Origin of the sequence: Pseudomonas frederiksbergensis (genome assembly GCF_035751725.1) — a bacterium.
Taxonomy (GTDB): Bacteria; Pseudomonadota; Gammaproteobacteria; order Pseudomonadales; family Pseudomonadaceae; genus Aquipseudomonas; species Aquipseudomonas frederiksbergensis_A.
In genome coordinates this window covers 2,378,680-2,393,347 of record NZ_CP142104.1, presented here as the reverse complement: position 1 = coordinate 2,393,347, position 14,668 = coordinate 2,378,680, and the positions used below count along the sequence as shown (strand labels likewise).

General features: G+C 61.4%; 11 protein-coding genes. 5 read left to right on the top strand and 6 right to left on the bottom strand.

Translation table 11 applies throughout. From position 1 onward, the window contains the following. Positions 1-178: 178 nt before the first annotated feature. Positions 179-1,459 carry a serine/threonine transporter gene (locus tag VQ575_RS10760; RefSeq protein ID WP_039591349.1) on the bottom strand — a complete coding sequence of 427 codons (1,281 nt, stop codon included), beginning with the start codon at positions 1,457-1,459 and terminating at the stop codon, positions 179-181. A gap of 358 nt (positions 1,460-1,817) precedes the next feature. Here VQ575_RS10760 and VQ575_RS10755 point away from each other — a divergent pair, with 358 nt between their 5' ends. Both VQ575_RS10755 and VQ575_RS10750 read left to right on the top strand, forming a co-directional pair. Continuing rightward, the gene (locus VQ575_RS10755) at positions 1,818-2,717 is read left to right on the top strand and encodes an Ig-like domain-containing protein (protein ID WP_198726121.1); all 900 of its coding nucleotides are present in this window, start codon (positions 1,818-1,820) and stop codon (positions 2,715-2,717) included. Between the two features lie 452 nt (positions 2,718-3,169). Then, positions 3,170-4,123 (top strand): 2-hydroxyacid dehydrogenase, encoded by a 954-nt coding sequence (locus VQ575_RS10750; protein WP_325919617.1) that lies wholly within the window; start codon positions 3,170-3,172, stop codon positions 4,121-4,123. On the opposite strand, the gene tssA is transcribed toward VQ575_RS10750, so the two are convergent. From tssA to VQ575_RS10725, 5 genes are read right to left on the bottom strand one after another with little or no spacing between them, the layout of a single operon-like run. Continuing rightward, a complete protein-coding gene (tssA, locus tag VQ575_RS10745; protein ID WP_039591353.1) occupies positions 4,120-5,202 on the bottom strand; it encodes a type VI secretion system protein TssA in 1,083 nt (360 codons plus the stop codon). The genes VQ575_RS10750 and tssA overlap by 4 nt on opposite strands. Continuing rightward, positions 5,199-9,023, bottom strand: coding sequence for a type VI secretion system protein (locus tag VQ575_RS10740; protein ID WP_325919616.1), 3,825 nt, complete (start codon positions 9,021-9,023; stop codon positions 5,199-5,201). The genes tssA and VQ575_RS10740 overlap by 4 nt, the downstream gene beginning before the upstream one ends. Beyond that, complete coding sequence (locus tag VQ575_RS10735) at positions 9,020-9,781, bottom strand: DotU family type IV/VI secretion system protein (RefSeq protein ID WP_045155746.1); 762 nt, start codon at positions 9,779-9,781, stop codon at positions 9,020-9,022. Before VQ575_RS10735 ends, VQ575_RS10740 begins: the two co-directional genes overlap by 4 nt. A gap of 18 nt (positions 9,782-9,799) precedes the next feature. Further along, positions 9,800-11,131, bottom strand: a complete 1,332-nt coding sequence (gene tssK, locus VQ575_RS10730) for a type VI secretion system baseplate subunit TssK (RefSeq protein ID WP_325919614.1) — start codon at positions 11,129-11,131, stop codon at positions 9,800-9,802. A 50-nt stretch (positions 11,132-11,181) separates the two neighbouring features. Then, positions 11,182-11,640, bottom strand: coding sequence for a type VI secretion protein (locus VQ575_RS10725; RefSeq protein WP_198726144.1), 459 nt, complete (start codon positions 11,638-11,640; stop codon positions 11,182-11,184). A 224-nt stretch (positions 11,641-11,864) separates the two neighbouring features. On the opposite strand from VQ575_RS10725, the gene tssB reads away from it, so the two are divergent. The 3 genes from tssB (at position 11,865) to VQ575_RS10710 (ending at position 14,666) form a co-directional block, all read left to right on the top strand. Further along, on the top strand, positions 11,865-12,425 hold the full coding sequence (gene tssB / locus VQ575_RS10720; protein ID WP_039591360.1) for a type VI secretion system contractile sheath small subunit: 561 nt from the start codon (positions 11,865-11,867) through the stop codon (positions 12,423-12,425). A 30-nt stretch (positions 12,426-12,455) separates the two neighbouring features. Next, positions 12,456-13,937, top strand: coding sequence for a type VI secretion system contractile sheath large subunit (gene tssC / locus VQ575_RS10715; protein ID WP_198726146.1), 1,482 nt, complete (start codon positions 12,456-12,458; stop codon positions 13,935-13,937). Between the two features lie 231 nt (positions 13,938-14,168). Next, a complete protein-coding gene (locus VQ575_RS10710) occupies positions 14,169-14,666 on the top strand; it encodes an Hcp family type VI secretion system effector (RefSeq protein ID WP_039591364.1) in 498 nt (165 codons plus the stop codon). Positions 14,667-14,668: the final 2 nt, after the last annotated feature.

Sequence of the window (14,668 nt, the reverse complement as noted above, 5' to 3'; positions counted from 1 at the left end):
TCTGGGAAAATGCCCTTTTTCTGGGTACATATCCTTTGGATTTTCAGTGAACACAAAATTCATACACACCGCAAAACCTGGGGGAGCGAGCTTGCTCGCGATGAGGCCGGCCCATCCGACATCTTCATCGACTGTGACACCGCTTTCGCGAGCAGGCTCGCCCCCACAACAAAACAGGTCACGCCAAGAGGGAATAGACCAGCGCAGTAATCGCCACCACCCCCACCAACACCACAAAGACATTGGACGCCTGGCCGCGATAGCGGGCCATCGCCGGGACTTTGCGAATGGCGTACATCGGCATCAGGAACAGGATCGCCGCGATCACCGGGCCACCCAGGGTTTCGATCATGCCTAGAATGCTTGGATTGAGGGTGGCGACGACCCAGCACACCACCAGCATGAACGCGGCCGTCAGGCGATCGAGTGTCTTGGCAGCCGGGCGGCGGCCGCTCTTGACGATCAGGCCCTTGAGGCCTTCGCTGGCGCCGATGTAATGCCCGAGGAACGACTTGGCGATCGCCACGAAAGCAATCAACGGCGCCGCAAAGGCAATGGTCGGGTTGCTGAAGTGGTTGGCCAGGTACGACAGGATCGACAGGTTCTGCGCCTTGGCCTCGGCCAGTTGCGCCGGGGTCAACGTCAGCACGCAGCTGAACACGAAGAACAGCACCATCACCACCATCAATACATGGGCGCGCGACAGGATCTGCGCGCTGCGCTCCTCAGCGTTATGGCCGTAGCGACGTTTCTGGTCCACCGCGAATGCCGAGATGATCGGCGAATGGTTGAACGAGAACACCATCACCGGGATTGCCAGCCACAGGGTATGCAGCAGGGCCGAAGGCTCCGGCATCGTCGACGCGGTGGTCAGGATCCCGCCGCTCCAATGGGGCACCAGGAACACCGCGAGGAACAGCAGCGCCACGATGAACGGATAGACCATCAGGCCCATGGCCTTGACGATCACCTGTTCGCCGCAGCGCACCACAGCCAGCAGGCCGAGGATAAGCACCAGCGACAACACCGCCCGAGGCGGTGGCTGCACGTGCAGTTGATGCTCCAGGAAACTGCCCACCGTGTTGGTCAACGCCACGCTGTAGATCAGCAGGATCGGGAAGATAGCAAAGAAGTACAACAGGGTGATCAGCGCGCCGGCCTTGATGCCGAAATGCTCCTCCACCACCTCGGTAATGTCCGCCCCGTCGCGACCGGACAGCACGAAACGAGTCAGGCCCCGGTGGGCATAGAACGTCATGGGGAAGGCCAGCACCGCCAGGACCAGCAGCGGCCAGAAACCGCCGAGCCCTGCATTGATAGGCAAGAACAGAGTGCCGGCACCAATGGCGGTACCAAACAGGCCCAGCATCCACGTCGTGTCGTGGCGACCCCATTGACTGAGGGTGGCTGGGGCTATCGTTTCAAAGCGCTCTTCGACGCTGTTGGCCTGATCATTCATCCGGTCGGATCTCCGCTTTCCGGTCACATGCACCCGGCCGGGACGAGTCGGAAAACCCCGACAGGCAGCGCCCTGGCCGAAACAGGGGCGCGATTGTCCGGGATTAACGAGCAGAAGCAAAGGCTTAGCTGAGGAGTGGTTGTGGGGAGCAGATCGCCGCGAAAGCAATTAGTCTCACTTCATCTGCGGGGGCGGTGTCCGAGTACTGATAGATACAAACAATCACTCCCTGTCAACCTTGACAGTAGCGGTGCCTCCTAAAAGCATTAAGCTAGAAGCCAGGCCGAAGGTAGTATGAAGAGTTGCTCGTTTTTTCTCATTCTCCGGTCATCGTTCGATAACCATCCCGGAGACCAACATGTCCGACTTAATCATCGATTTCCCGCCTCAATACGGTAGGATTTTCCCCAGAACCTGCATACACGGGAAAGGTCCAGCCAATACAGTTATAAAGCTCTACGAAGCCGGTGTGGGCAACTACGAATGGGGACGTGCAACCTCAGATATCCATGGCAATTGGATGATAAAGCCCAGCGCTGATTTAAAGCCGACTTTGGCCAAAAACATAAACTCTGGCATTTTCGGACTGATCGTGGCACCCGGTGAGGATTCCAAATATTGGTCGAATATGGTCGAGGTCGAAATCAGAACCACGCCACCGCCAGTCTATAATCCGCAGTTGACAATTATTTACCCTCCAGAAGGCCGTACTATTCCTCCGCGTTTCATTGTCTGCGGCACAGGTCCCGCCAATACGCTTATAAAGCTTTACGAAGCCGGCGTTGGAGACAAAATTTGGGGGAGTATAATCTCGGACGCCTATGGAAACTGGGTCATAACGCCAACGGAGGACTTGCAACCGACCGCTGGTAAAAACAAGGGCATGTTTAGCCTGCTGGCAACGCCTGACCAAAAGCTATGGTCCAATACTATTTCAGTCCATATATCCAAGACCCCACCGGTAGACCCAAACCAGCCACTGACAATTTATCACCCAACGGACGGAATCCCTACCGTCCGCCGTCCTTATATCGCGGGAACAGGGCCTGCCAACGCCAACATTTCACTCTTTGAAGTCGGCGTTGGGACGCCTGGATGGGGTAGCACGGTGACGGACGCCTACGGCAACTGGATGATGACTCCCGCTGCTGATCTACAACCGACAGCCGGAAAAAACAACGGTATGTTTGGGCTACTGATGGCACCTAATCCTCCTTCGGGAGTGTGGTCCAACCCTGTCTTCATCAAAGTTGGTTAAAAGCGATGTAACAATCGAGCCACACACAACGGGCCGTGGGAAACACCTGAAGCAGATGCTTCTGTCCACCGATTCGCCGACCGGAAGGCTTCCGACGGCAACTTGTGTTCCTCCAGCCCGTTTTTTTTGCCAGCTCAGAAGAACAACTCCGATGTGCAGCACTTCATCGCACTGCGCTTATCGGGCCCGCTGAAGGTGGCGGATACGAACCTTCCATAGGCCCCACCTTTATCGCAAATTTGCCCGAGAAAAAATGACCGGCCTACCGCCTTTTCGCACAAGCCCCTACACTCCTGACAACCACAAAAAATGATAAGCCGTGATGTACAGAATTCCTGTTGGGCTTGCTTTACTCGCGACGATGGGATATCAGTCAGCCGGGCTGATATCCATCGCAAGCACGGCGCGCTCCCGCGGCTTTTTGTCAGCCCAATTGCCTACAGGAGCCCAGCATGACCGCAACCGTCCTGGTACTGGTTGAAACCGTCAACGAATACCTGCCGATTCTCGAACGCCAGGGCTATCACCTGGAGTTGGCGCCCACGCCCGCCGAACGCAAGGCAGCGATCTTCGAACACGGCGACCGGTTCAGCGCGGTGTTGACCCGTGGCCCCCTGGGTTTGACCGCCGAAGAGATGACGGCACTGCCCAACCTGAAGATCATCTGCGTGATTGGCGCCGGTTATGAGCAAGTGGACCTGCAAGCGGCCAGCGACCGAGGCATCGTCGTCACCAACGGTGCCGGGGTCAACGCCTCGTCGGTGGCGGACCATGCGATGGCGTTGCTGCTGGCGTTGGTGCGCGATGTGCCTCGATCCGATGCGGCCCTGCGCCGTGGCGAATGGCCGCGAAGCACGCGCCCTTCCCTCGCCGGCAAGCACTTGGGTGTCCTGGGCCTCGGCGCCGTGGGCATGGCGATTGCCAAGCGGGCCGCCCTCGGTTTCGACATGAACGTCAGCTACCACAACCGTCGCGTGCGCAACGATGTGCCCTACGCCTTCTGCGCAACCCCCACCGAACTGGCCAGAGTCTCGGATTTCCTGATTATCGCCACGCCCGGAGGGCTGGACACCCGCCAGTTAATCAACAAGCAAGCCCTCGACGCCCTGGGTCCCAACGGATTCCTGGTCAACATTGCCCGCGGCAGCGTGGTCGCCACGACCGAACTCATCTACGCCCTCGAACATCGGCGAATTGCCGGGGCTGCGCTGGATGTATTCGACCATGAACCCGAAGTACCCGACGCCCTGAAGCATTTGTCCAACGTCGTGCTGACACCTCACGTGGCCGGCCTGTCGCCGGAAGCGACACGCGCCATGGTGGAGTTGGTCGGCGATAACCTGAACGCGTTTTTTTCCGGCAAACCGGTGCTGACGCCAGTGGAGCTACCCGACGCGCAGCATTAGAGGACCCCGAGTAACGTCCACAACCGTCGAGACTCGGCATCGGCACTGATCAGTTCACCCAGCAGCTCGCTCAGCGGCTTGTTGCCCCACTCCACACCGCGCCGGATCAGATAGGGCACGGGACTGTGGGGTTCGGTGCGCGCCAGGTAACCGGCGATGACCAGCAGCTGTCGATAGGCCTCTTCACGATTGGCCGGCTCCTGGAAGACCTGGGCAGGTGCCGCCGTCGGCTGGGACATCGGCGCCCCTGCCACGGGAGATGTTTGTGCGGGCACGACGGCGGGTTGCTGTGGATGCATCGCGATGAACTCCTCTACCAATGTCAACATGGCCTGCATCACGTCCTGCAAGGATTTGTAGCCCGGCGCCAGGTTGCCCAGGTAGGCGTCGCTCCAGGCTTCGAGCCGTTGCAAGTGTTGCAGGCTCAACATCAGGCTGCCCTGGCGATGCAACCAGAAGGACAACGGTATGCTGCGAATCAGTTCGCTGAGTTTCTTTTGCTCGTTGCGCGCCGCCTCCGCCGAGGCCTTGGCGTTCTTGCTGTCGTTGCCCTGAACTTGCTGGCGCTGCAGGCGCTGCCAATCGTCCAGGCTGAAACCCGCGAAGGCTGGGTCGCGGCCATCAAGCAACGGCACCCGCGTCAGTAGCACTTCGCTGTAGCGACGGGCGAGCCATTCCAGCGGAATCACCCGCCACGATTGATCGCCATCCTCGGCAAGGGGATGCAGGTGTTCTGGATAACGCTCGCACAGCCCCGCCACCAGCGCCAGGCTGCCGGGCAAGCCGTCCAGTCCGGCCAGGTGCAGCCAGGCCTCCCCCAGCCAGGCGCTGATCATCAGGTCCTTGCTGCGCTCCAGCAGCAACGTGGTCGCGAGCCGCTCCAGGTCCGGCCAGAGCGCGCGCTTGATCGAAGACTGCCACACGCCGGTGGGGAGGCTGGTGTCGTCTTCCCGGCGCAACTCGCGCAACTGGTCGTACTCCGTTTCGTAGCGCAAGTCCTGGCCGCAGGGCGATTCGGCGCTGATCGGTTCGAGCAGTTGGCTGACCAATTCGGGTAACGGCTTCATGGGCAAACTCACAGGCCTTCCTCACGGGTGGCAATGGCAGGCCTCGACGCCGGCGCCAGGAAAGGCGAACGGGGCGCCTGCGTCGGTAGCGGCGCGATCGACAGCGGCAATTTGGATCCTTGGCTCATCAGAGACAAGCGCATGAACATCAAGGTCTGCTGCGCCGTGCGAGCCTGGGTCTGGGCGGTCACCGGCAGTTGCAGGGCCAGAGGGAAATCGGTGTAGTCGACATTCGGCTGGCGCTGGGCCGACACCAGCGAACGCATCAGGCGCAACAACGACCATGGCCCCTGGTATTCCCAGCCGGCTTCGAGGTCGCGCACCACCAGGTTTGGTTGCAACGGGTCGTTGGCCGGACGCTGGTAACCGTTGCGGGCCCAGCGCAAGGTCAGGCGCACGGGCTGGCCGACCTTCCAGCGCAGGTTCTGCTGACCGCCGCCGGGGTAGCTGATCTGTTGGTTGCCGGCGTCCAGGCTCCAGGCGATGACCTGGTCGGCGCCACGCTCCTCATCGCGATCGGTACGCCAGCGCACGTCCATCTCCACGCCCAGGATGCCGCTCTTGTCCCGCACGAACAGCGGCCCGAGCCAGACACCGGCCTGCTTCAAGCGGTTGAGGAAATCCTCGGCCGCCAACCGCTCGGGCGTCTGGCTCAGCGTCAGCCCGGCCTGGGCCAAGGGCACGCGCGTCTCGATCAACTCCAACAAGTGCTGCACACGTGCCGGATCGGCATCGCTGGCCCGCACGTCCTGGGAGAACGGAAAACGACCGGCGAGGTACTGATTGAAATAATTGGCCAAGTCGTTCCAGGCGGTCGCCGCCTGGTTCTGTTGCAGGTACAGGCAACGCTGCAGCGCACCCTGCTGCAACGCGACGGTGCGCCGAGCCAGATCACCGCGCCCGCCGGACAGGCTGGAGGTCTGCAAGATCTGCGCGCAGGACGCGGTGTCCATCGCATTGAAATCCCGACTGACCAATTGCTCCAACTGGGCAGCCGAGCTGGCCGGATTCTGATTCTTGTACTTGAGCAATTCGTCATTGAGGGCCATGAACCGCGCCACCTGGTCATGCTCCAGGGCGGACAGGTCGTCCTGCTGGACGATCAACCATTCCATGGCAGGCATGCGCTGTTCGGCGATCTGCAGCATGGCGTTGAATTGCTGGTTCAGGTTCAGCTTCAGTTCCTGTGGATCGTTGGCGCCGTACAGCTGCAAGCCGAAGTTCTTCGAACCGTCCCAACGCTCGATGTCGGCGCGCTGGCTGAATAATGGCTGGGCATCGATCTCGTCCAGGCCACTGTTGATCTGCGCCAATGCCCGGCGATTGAGCAAGCGCTGGAAACGTATCGCCAGGTCGCTGCGGTGCACATCCATGAAAGCTTTTTGCAGCGCAACCGCCTGGGTTGTTTGCACATTGAAGCCGGTGCCGGGCAGCGGCTGGTCATTTTCATCCAGGCTCAACCACATGGCCCGGGCCGCGGCGGCTTCGGCGGCCTGCATCAGCGCGTCGCGGTAATCCGGCGGAATCCGCGACAGCTCTTCGCTGGCGTAGCTCTTGTAGCTGGCGAAGTAATTCAGGGCGACGCTGAAATCATCACCGCCATCGCCCTGGCCTATCGGATCGAGATTGCCAGTCGACGGATCCTTCTGCATCGCCAGCGCCACGAAATCACGTTTGAACAGCGCTTGCACCGCACCGTCCAGGGCCGTGACATGGTCCTGCAGCACCAGCAGGCCGCTGCCCTGTTGCACCAGCAGGTTGTCCCGGGAACCACTCTGGACGATCCACTGGTCGCGAAAGTTCTGCTGCAACTTCGCCGCCTGGCTCTCCAGGTCCTGTGTGATGTCCGGGCCAAGCAAGGTGCTGTGGCTGACCTTGTCCAGCATCTGGGTGTATCCGGGTACCAGGTCCTGGCCCTTGCCCCGGCCCCAGGCGGAGTTGGTCAGGCTGACCAGCGTCTGCAATTCATCGATCAGCGCCATCAGGTCTTCCAGCTCACTCAAGGAGTTGCCGCTGCCGGCCTCCAGTCGTTGCAAGTGCAGCTTGAGGTAACCGGCCTGGCGAACGAAGTTGTCCGCCAGGAAGTAATGGTCCAGCCAGCGTTGCATCAGCCCGGTGAAATTATCGGCGATCACCGGGCGCGCGGCGTTCAGGTCCAGCCCTTGCAAGTCGCTGTTGTGCGCGTCGAACAGGACCCGGTTGTAGAACCGTGGGCGACTCAAAGTGCCGGTGTTGAGGCCCAGGGACAACGCCGCGTTGCTCAACAGCACCAGTTCGTCCAGTGGCGCCTTGGGATCATTCACCACTTGGCTGAACATCTGGTTGTGCTGCTCGAGGCGTGCCGCCAGGTCCACCAGTGCCTTGGCCTTCACGTAGCTTTGCCACTGCGCCGGGTCGTCGTTCTCTACGTTGCCCCGCCGCTCGGTGTTGCGGATGGACTTGAGTTGTTCCAGGTCGTCGTTGAGCAAGTCTCGCAACGGCAATATCCAATGGTGCCGGGCGGTCAAGCGCAAGCCATCCTCCAGCTGCGTGTCCACGGAGGAAAACCAGGAGGTGGGAAAGACGACCGAGACATAACGCCAGCGCGGCGCTTTCTCCAGGACGTTCCAGTAGTTCTGCACGTTATGCCGGGTCGGATCCAGTTGCGGCTGGTCCGGGTCAACGACGATGTGATTCTTGTGGGCACTGAGGACCAATCGCGACAGTTCCTCGGCGTTTTCCACCGAATCGCGCCAGACCCAGACCATGCCGCCCAACCAGGCCAGGCCCACCACCAACGCCACCGCGCCGGCCAGCCGATGCCCGCGTTGGCGCACGCGCAGCAAGCGAGGTACCGGCTGGGCCAGGCCGCGTTCAGCCATTAGACGTCGCGACCACAATTGCCGGGCGAATACCGATTGCCGCTGGGCATTGTGATGGGCGGTCAGACTGTCACCACTGATGGCCGATGCCTGGCTGGCGGTGAAGTACACGCCGCGAAATCGCGGCGCCTCGCCTTGGGCGTTGCCCTGGAACACTGGCTCCAACAAGATCTGCAAGGCCCTTCGCAAGCCTTCGAAGCGTTCCGGCAGACCATAAAGGTCGTTGCCCAGCTGTCCCGACAGCGCACCGATCTCGATGATCGATTGCGCCAGCGCGGCGTTAATCTCATCCAGCGCCTGGTCACTCCAGTGCGATTGCCACGCCGCATCAGGCAAGTAAGGCGACGACCAGCCCAGCATCGATTCTCGCGCCGTGGCAGGCAGCGCGCTGACCAACTCCTGGAACCCGGGCAACTCTTCCATCCCGGTGATCACCACGTACACCGGGAGGCTGAGGCCAAACCGTTGCAGCAGGTCGATAAAAACCCGCCGGACCTTGAGGCTCAGCTCAGTGGTTTGCTCGATGTCATCGAGCTTGCCGAACGGTACTGTCCAGATCACCCCGTCCAACGGCCGCTTGCTGCGCAGCCGCAACAGCAGGCCCAGCAGTCGCCACCAATTGCCCCGTTGCCGGTTCATGCCTTCATCGGGCAGGAACAACGCCTGGGGCACCACCAGGACGGCGCCCTCGGCATCGCAAAACCAGCGCCCGAACCAGCCCGCCTTGTCCGTGGGTTGCAAACGCCACTGGCTGCACAGCTGGGCACCGTCGGTTTCGTTGCCGAGCATCATCAGCCAAGGCGTCTGGTAGCGGTCGCGGGTGCCCTGCTCCTGCTCCATCTGGCGCACCGCCCCGTAGAAACTGCGAATCGCCGCCCCGCCCTGGGTCCGCAACCACCAGACCGCTGCCGCGATTACCAGCACCACGACAATGGCGAGCAGCACCAAGGCGACGATGCTTAGCGTGCTCATGAATCCTGCTCCTGAAGGGACGACTCGTTCAATTGCAACACCGGTTCGAGCTCCAGGCGGATGTCACGCCAGAAGACCTGCCCCAAGCCAGTCAGCAATAGCACCATCGCCACGATCGCCAACCCCAGGCGAAAGCCGTCCGGCAAGGATTGCTGCGCGGGCATACGCACGGGCGTCGCCGCCGCGGACATCGCCAGGCGCTGGCTGACATCGACGTAATCGGGTTCGTGTTGCCAGGCAAAGGTGAACAACGCCACGCGCCATTTTTCGTGTTGAACCTGGCCAGGCTCGCCGCGCAAGCGCCCTTGGAATCCGAGGATCAGGCATTGCAGGTAGACATTTGCCAGATCCCGAGTGCCGGGCATCTGCTCATCCAGCAACTTCTTGATCGCTGCGGGCAAGCGTTCGCCGGCCTGGCGGCTGGCGTACATGCGTGACTCGAGGGGGTGCTGCTGCCAGGCCAGTTGTCCGGGCCAAGGGCTGAACAGCAAGGTCTCGTCCACCAGCGCCACGAAGGCGTAGACCAGCGCCTTGACCTGCTCGGAAGCGGCATCGCCGACGGTGGCGTAGGCCACCCGCCATAGGCGCTGGGCGCCGCGACCGGAAAACTCCACGACCCGATTGATCACGATTGCCGGGTCGCTGTCCTTGGGCAGGTCTTGCCACTCCTGGGACCACTTCAACCAGGCTTGGCGAAACGCGCTGCTCAGCGGCGCCTCGTGCAGACTCCGGACCACCCCGCCACTTCCGTCAGGCATACGACTCCCCTTCTGCGGTCAGGCACTTTCACTGGCTTGCGCCACGAACAGCACCACTTGCCACGGGCTGCTGGCCTGGGCCGAAGCCGGCGCCACGATGTGCAGCGGCAGTTGTCCGTCGAACCATTGCCCGCTGGCGGCCACCACAAACAAACGGGTGTCGTCACCGACGCTGTAGGCCACCTGTTCGTTGCGGCTCATGGCCTGGTGGGGCAAACCGCTCATGCGTTGGCGGCTCAGCAACGCAATGTGGGGCGCCGACGCAATGATCGCGCCGCGCAACCATTCGGCCGCCGCTTGTTCGCCGGCGCCGTTGGGCATGCGCAAACCGATCACCAGGCGTTGATTCGGCTGATCGTCAGGCAACTGGATCGAGAAAACCTGCTCGTTGCGCTCGAACGCCAGGCTTCGGTAACCGGCGCGGACCAGTTCCAGGGTGTTTTCCAGCCAGTCGAGCAGCGGCTCGTAGCCGCGCTGCAATTCGAGAAAATCCAACGGCGCGAAAGCCGGGACGCCCGCCAGTGGATCCAGCGCCGACCAGCTACCGGCCAGCCCGAGCAGCAAACCGTAGAGCGCCTGGGGCGTCGCCACCCGGGTATTCAACATCCCTTCAACTTCCGGCAAGCGCGCCCATAGGGCCGTTAACTGCCGGCGGATCTCCATGGCATCGTCCTGATTGCCAGCCGCCTGAGCCTGGCGCAAGCGACCGGCCAGGAACATGCACTTTTCCCTGGCTCTCGCGCATACCCCGGCCACCCGCCGACCCAGGGCCGACTCCGGCAACAGGATCGGCGTTGGCGGCGTATACGGCACGCGCCAGAAACCACCGCCCTCCCTGCGGATGCGCAGCAATGGCAAGCAGATCGAATCAGCCTTGCTCAGTTGCGTGCAAAGCCTCGGGTTGGGTCGCCAGACCGTGATCGACTCGGGAAATTCGCCGCTGGTGAGGTCTGGCAAGGCATCGCCGACCACCGATTGCAAGCGACCCTTGAGCGGCAGCAACTGCCCGGCGCGCCACAGCGGGCTGACCGCCAGGTAAACGGTCACCGTGGCATCGTCGGTCTTGTCGATCGCCTCGCTGACGTCCAGTTCCAGGGCTGGCCCGACACCGGCTTGCAGGTTGACCGGCAAGCCGTCCGGCAAGGTGCCTTGCAATTGCAGTAGGCGCACCTGGCCGGCACTCAGGGCCGAAGGATCGACTTCCAACTGGCTGACGCCCCAGAACCAAGGGTTGCAGGCCCCGGCAAAATGCGCGGCGAGGGCCTCGGCGCGCAGCCCTTGCAATTGAAAATGTTGGGGCAGCAATTGCATGCCCTCGTGCCAGCACACCGCGTCAGGTAACAGGCTCATACGACTCCCTTCGACATCCCAAATCGCCGCGCGGGGCGGCCCGCGGTCACTCAATGCTGCTTGTGCCGGTCGTCATTCACGAGGGTCATCTCGCGACTGTCGAATTTCAGCCAGGCCTCGTGCTGATCGTCCAGCCGAAGCCGGTGGGCTCCCGGAGTGTTATAGCTGGCGAAGACCAAAAGTCCAGCGGCGCGCCGGCCCTCCAATGGGAAGGGTTGGCGGTCGATGAATTGCCCCGGAACCAGCTCCAGCCCCCATACCGACATGAGTTGACGATAGTCGCGCTGGAACTGTTCGCGCTCGGCGAACCATTGGCTGGCGGTAATGCCCGACAGCTGCTTGAGCAGGTCCGGGTCGTTCACCGCGATGAAATCCACCGCGATCGGTGTGTCGTCATTGGCCCGGGGGGCGACATCCAGGGTCAGGCTGTCCAGGTCGACACTGGGGGCGAAGAACGAACACCCCGTGAGCGCCAGGCTGAAAAAAAATCCATGAAAAAACCCACGCAAAATGAATCTTCCTTTTCTCAGCGGTCAAAAATTGTTTTTGCTTGCATTTTTATAGACCTGTTCTAGCGTCTTGGATAGTTCGACCCACACAGTCGAATGGACCAGGTTCGTCAAGGGAATGACAGGTTTTCTGCCGTCCATTTGCAACCTGCGGATCAGCAAGGGAATGCGATGAGCGGGACTCCCGATGCATTGCTTCCACACATGCATCGGAGTCGGCCGCCATGGCAGAAAGTACCCAGCACAAGCTCGACAGAGTCCGCCCTCCCCGCGTCCAGATCACCTACGACGTGGAAATCGGCAACGCCATCGAGAAAAAAGAATTGCCACTGGTCGTCGGCATTCTGGCCGACCTCTCGGGCAAGCCATTGGAGCCGCTGCCCAAGCTCAACGAGCGGCGCTTCACCGAGATCGATCGGGATAATTTCAACGAGGTGCTCGCCTCCATCTCCCCACGCGCCACGCTGCAGGTGAACAACACCCTCAGCGGCGACGACAGCAAGCTCAACATCGAACTCAACTTCCGCCACATCGATGATTTCGACCCGGTCAAGGTCGTCGAGCAAGTCACGCCGCTGCGCCGCTTGTTCGAAGCGCGCCAACGCCTGCGGGACCTTTTGACCAAGCTCGACGGCAACGATGACCTGGACAAGCTGCTGCGTGACGTGATCGCCAACACCGAAGGCCTGCAAGAGATCAAGTCGGCCCGGCCACAGGACGCGACGCCAGAACTGCCGACCGTCGCCGCCAACGATGACCCTGCCCCGGCCGAACCACAGGCCTGATCGCGCGCCTCATTCAAGGGAGATAAAGCCATGCCTGCTTCATCCAGCGCTCAAACCAGCGAGAGCACGACCCAGACCCTGTCCTTGCTGGACAAGATCATCGCCGAAGGCCGCATGGCCCACGACGACAGCCAGCAAGACTACGCCCGCGACATGCTGGCCGAATTCGCCACGCAGGTCCTCGACGAAGGCATGGCCATCGACAAGGACACCGTGGCGATGATCAACGACCGCATCAGTCAGATCGACCAGTTGATCAGCGCCCAGCTCAACGAAGTCCTGCACCACCCCGAGCTACAGAAACTCGAGGCCTCCTGGCGCGGCCTGCACCTGCTGGTGCAGAACACCGAAACCAGCACCCGACTCAAATTACGCCTGCTCAACGTCACCCAGAAAGAACTGCAAAACGACTTGGAAAAAGCCGTCGAATTCGACCAGAGCGCCTTGTTCAAGAAAATCTACGAGGAGGAGTACGGTACCTTCGGCGGACACCCGTTCAGTCTGCTGGTGGGCGACTACACCTTTGGCCGGCATCCGCAGGACATCGGCCTGCTGGAAAAACTCTCGAACGTCGCCGCCGCCGCACATGCGCCGTTCATTGCCGCCGCCAGCCCGCGGCTGTTCGACATGACCAGCTTCACCGAACTGGCAATCCCCCGGGACCTGTCGAAAATTTTCGAAAGCCAGGAGCTGATCAAGTGGCGCGCCTTCCGTGAAAGCGAAGATTCGCGTTATGTGTCCCTGGTGCTGCCGCAGTTCCTGCTGCGCCTGCCCTACGGCCCGGACACGCTGCCGGTGGAAGGCATCAACTACGTCGAAGACGTCAACGGCACCGACCACAGCAAATACCTGTGGGGCAACGCCGCCTGGGCACTGTCGCAACGCATCACCGAGGCCTTCGCCAAATACGGCTGGTGCGCGGCGATTCGCGGGGCCGAGGGCGGTGGCGCGGTCGAAGGCCTGCCGGCCCATACCTTCCGCACCAGCTCCGGGGACCTGTCGCTCAAATGCCCGACCGAAGTGGCGATCACCGACCGTCGCGAGAAAGAACTCAACGACTTGGGCTTCATCGCCCTTTGCCATAAGAAAAACAGCGACGTGGCGGTGTTCTTCGGCGGCCAGACGACCAACAAGGCCAGGGTCTACAACACCAACGAGGCCAACGCCAACGCGCGAATCTCGGCGATGTTGCCGTATGTGCTCGCGGCCTCGCGTTTCGCCCATTACCTGAAGGTCATCATGCGCGACAAGGTCGGCAGCTTCATGACCCGCGACAACGTGCAGACCTACCTCAACAACTGGATCGCCGACTATGTGCTGATCAACGATAACGCGCCGCAAGAGATCAAGGCGCAGTACCCGCTACGCGAAGCCCGGGTAGACGTGACTGAGGTGGCTGGCAAGCCTGGCGCCTATAAAGCGACGGTGTTCCTGCGGCCGCACTTCCAACTGGAGGAACTCACGGCCTCGATCCGCCTCGTGGCGACCTTGCCGCCACCGGTAGCTGCCTGACGGTTGAAACCTGTGGCGAGGAGCTTGTTGTGGCGAGGGGATTTATCCCCGCTGGGCTGCGCAGCAGCCCTCTAAGCGATCCACTCAATCTGCCTGACACACCGGGTGATCAGATTTAGGGCCGCTTCGCGCCCCAGCGGGGATAAATCCCCTCGCCACAGGTTCGGCGTTCGTCTTTAACGGATCGGTATTGGGCACCGCCCATTTCGTCTTCTTCAGGAGTTCCACACAATGGATGCAATCATTCTCGACCTCGGCGGCGACATCAAGGGCGACAGCCTGCTGGAGGGTTTCACGGACAAGATCGAGGTCATGTCCTACAGCCACAACGTGGCCATGCAGGTCACCAACGACGTCAGCAACTCGGAGCGCACCTCCGGCCGCCCGCATATCGGCGAATTCACCCTGACCAAATTCATCGACAGCTCCACCCCGTCGCTCAATGAGTATTGCTGCGCCGGCAAGCCGATCCCGCAAGCCGTCATCACCGTCGGCCGCAACGCCGCCGAAGGCAGCGGCCAAATCATGCCGTTCATTGTCTACACCCTGACCAACGTCGTGCTGTCCAATGTCAGCGTCAGCGGTGGCACCGGCGGCAAACCGGTGGAAACCCTGTCGCTGAATTTCACCAAGATCAAATGGGAGCTCACCGCGCAGAAAGATGACGGCACCAAGGAAGGCACGGCCGGCACGACCTGGGACTTGGCCGCCAACAAAATGACCAAGTAAGG